This is a genomic window from Bacteroides sp. 51, assembly GCF_010500965.1.
Taxonomy (GTDB): Bacteria; Bacteroidota; Bacteroidia; order Bacteroidales; family Bacteroidaceae; genus Bacteroides.
On sequence record NZ_QVMI01000086.1, the window covers coordinates 1,836 to 5,014 of the forward strand.

The 3,179-nt window shown below is 47.2% G+C and carries 4 protein-coding genes; 3 read left to right on the forward strand and 1 reads right to left on the reverse strand.

Going from position 1 to position 3,179, the window contains the following annotated elements:
* On the reverse strand, nucleotides 1-644 hold a 644-nt coding region (locus D0T87_RS23575; RefSeq protein ID WP_163178607.1), incomplete at its 3' end, for a site-specific integrase.
* 388 nt (nucleotides 645-1,032) lie between these two features.
* Between D0T87_RS23575 and D0T87_RS23580 the strand changes: the two genes are divergently transcribed.
* From D0T87_RS23580 to D0T87_RS23590, 3 genes are all read left to right on the forward strand, one after another.
* A complete protein-coding gene (locus tag D0T87_RS23580) occupies nucleotides 1,033-1,617 on the forward strand; it encodes a hypothetical protein (protein WP_163178609.1) in 585 nt (194 codons plus the stop codon).
* A 4-nt stretch (nucleotides 1,618-1,621) separates the two neighbouring features.
* Nucleotides 1,622-2,446: a toprim domain-containing protein gene (locus tag D0T87_RS24785; RefSeq protein ID WP_239063870.1), complete on the forward strand. Its 825-nt coding sequence runs from the start codon at nucleotides 1,622-1,624 to the stop codon at nucleotides 2,444-2,446.
* A 158-nt stretch (nucleotides 2,447-2,604) separates the two neighbouring features.
* Nucleotides 2,605-3,179 (forward strand): DnaB-like helicase C-terminal domain-containing protein (locus D0T87_RS23590; RefSeq protein ID WP_370526967.1); only part of this gene is annotated, 575 nt, incomplete at its 3' end.

Here is a 3,179-nt window from a genome sequence, read left to right on the forward strand (position 1 = left end):
TACTTGGGAGAGCTACCGGATGCATCAGAATCAAACAAACAAAGAACATAAGGCCCGGGCTGACGGGAAGCATACTTATTAAGTAATATGTGGGCATTGGGATGAATGGGGACGGTGACCGATCCGCCTGTTTTCTTGCGGCGATAGACGATAAGATCGCCCTGAATATTCGTTTTGGTCAGGTGAGCCAAGTCAACAAAAGGCATGCCGTGCAACAGGAAAGAAAGAACAAACAAGTCGCGGCTAAGAGCAAGGCGAGGATCATCGGAAAGGTCGGCCGAGAGGATTAAGGCAATAACATCGGATTCCAGGGAACGCTTCTCGGTAGGTGCGCTACCCGTAAACACATTGTCGAAAAGACCGGGAATAAAGGCCATCAAACCCAATCGCCGGGCCTCGCGATAAAGAGAACGCAAAGCGTTCATATAAGAGGAAATTGAATTGTCTTTCAGACCATCTACACGGAGGTGTTGTTCGAAACCTTTAAGAAAACCTGCAGTAAATACCTGTTTGAGCTGAACATTAGGATTGTTGCAATAATCAGTTACACGCTGCACGGCAGAGTGATAGGCGCGGAGCGTCCGGTTGTTTTTCGACAACGGGTAACGGCATAAAACGATGCTTAATAACTTTGATAATTTCATACATTCATAAATTTTAGAAAGGATAATCCTTGTTAAGTTGATACTGAAATTAAAGAAAATAAACCTAAAGAACCCAATATGACTTATGAATATTTTTTCAATATCAAGAAATGACTTGATTATTTATTTTATAAATTCAGAGTTCCGGCAGATCAGGCTAAATCTACCCGACAAATGGAAGAATATATATTTGTTAACAAAAAAAAGTCGACGTGTATTAGAAAATAATTCAAGGCGAAAATACGTATCGTTATTTCAATGTCCCCAAAAAGGAGACAAGCGCACGGGGAATATGCCGCGCGCAGAAAGGAGATAAATTATCAGATTGTTTTGTACGAATAATTAAACTATAATCAGTGAAGAATGAAGAGCAGAATTTGCAAAAAGCATGACCGGCAGGGCCATGCTTTTAGGATGTTGCATTATTTTAATTTTACTTTGCAATGATTTCAACTACAAACAAAATGATAAAACGATTACGAAAACATCTAAAGAGCTGGAGAAGAAAATAAATCGAAGGTACAAACAGTTTGACAGTTGGTTCCCATTTTCGACCAGATGGAAAAGAGAAAGGGCGGCCAGAATAGAGATAATACGGGATAAGGCTGAAAAAAGTGCAATCTGGGTGGAGTACAACAATAAATACTATGAAAGGATAATAGCATGCGTAACCACAGTGGGGTATGAAGAAATGAAGAAAAAAGGAGCCAGAAGAAAAAATGTTGAGTTTTACGACTTGATAACGCAGAAGAGGATAACCGTACCGGCACACTGCAAGCCGGAACTTCTGAGCCTGATAAGAATCGGGATTTACAAAGCAAAGTTAGCCCCGCAGGTAAAAGAAAGGATTGAAGGGGAAGAGAAAGAAGTTGAAAGGATGGCACGAAAAGAGAGAAATAATCCGGGGGCGGAGGTCCCCTCTTCCCCCCTTAAGGGGGAGAAGGGGACCTCGCAAATGGCAAATTACAAATAACAACATGGAAAGATTAGATTTAAATGGCCGCAGAAGTGGAAAAATGAAAGTGTACTGCCCGCTCTGTAGGGACAGGAGGAAGAATAAGAGGGATAAATCGGTGAGTGTGGATCTGGATAAAGGGGTGGCGAAGTGCCATTACTGCGGGGAGGTGTTCAAAGCCTCACCCCAGCCCTCTCCAAAGGAGAGGGTGAAGGGGGAAACACCGTGCGGAAATTCGCTGCGGGACGTTCCCGCCCCCTCTCCTTTGGAGAGGGCTGGGGTGAGGCCGGAACACATCGAATGGTTTTACGAAAAGAGGGGTATAAGTCGCCAGACGCTGGAACGGATGGGGGTAAGTTCTAAAGAGGAATGGATGCCGCAGACAGGGAAAAAGGAGTGGGTGATCTGCTTTAACTACTATGAAAACGGGAAAGTGGTGAACACGAAGTACCGCGACCTGGAAAAGAATTTCAAGATGATGGGCGGCGCAGAGGTGATACCGTATAACATTGACGGGATAAAAGGAACACCGGAATGCATCTGCGTGGAAGGGGAAATAGATGCGCTGTCCTTCGCGGAAATAGGGCGGACGGATGTGATATCGGTGCCCACAGGAGCGAATACGAACCTGAGCTGGATGGACAGGTTTATGGAATCGCACTTTGACGATAAAAAGGTGATTTACATTGCGGTAGATAATGACAATAAGGGGTTGGAACTGCGAAAAGCATTGCTTGCACGGCTGGGGACGGAACGGTGTAAAATAATGGAGTATCCCCAGGGGTGCAAGGATGCAAATGAGGTGTTACAGGCCCACCACCCCGCCCTACGGGCACCCCTCCTCTAAAAAAGGAGGGGAGTTACGATGCCGCAGAAAACCTGGAAGCAGGAGGAGAGCCGGCGAGGCGCCGGAGCCAGATTCACGATGCCGGCAAACAGGTACTCGCCTCCCTGCTGGAGGAAGCGCAGGAGGTGCCGCTGGAGGGGGTATTCAGTCTGAAAGATGTGAGCCGGGATTTAAGGGTACTCTTTGAGGAAGGCATACAGCCCGGAGCGGATACGGGCTGGCTGGACTTTGACAAGCTCTGTACGTTTGAATTGGGGCGGCTGTGTGTGATAACAGGCGTACCGGGATCGGGAAAGTCGGAGTTTACGGACGAGCTGGTGATGCGGCTCAACGTGAGGCATGGGTGGAAGGCGGCATTCTTTAGCCCCGAGAATATGCCGCTGACGTATCATTTGCGCAAGCTGATGGAAAAAGCCACCGGGCAACCCTTCGAGGTAGGGTTGATGCCCGAACCGGAGTATTGCCGGGCCGAACGGTATATACAGGAGAATTTCAGCTTTATACTGCCCGAAGAGGATTTTACGGTAGATCATATTCTGGATATTGCCCGCGAGCTGGTGCGCAAACAGGGAGTGAGGATATTGAGCGTAGACCCGTTCAACCGGTTTGAGCATCAGGTGCCGCCCGGACAAACGGAAACGCAGTATATATCGGCCGTACTCGACCGGTTTACCAACTTCGCCCTAAGGAATAACTGCCTGGTGATTCTGGTGGCGCACCCAAGGAAGATGAA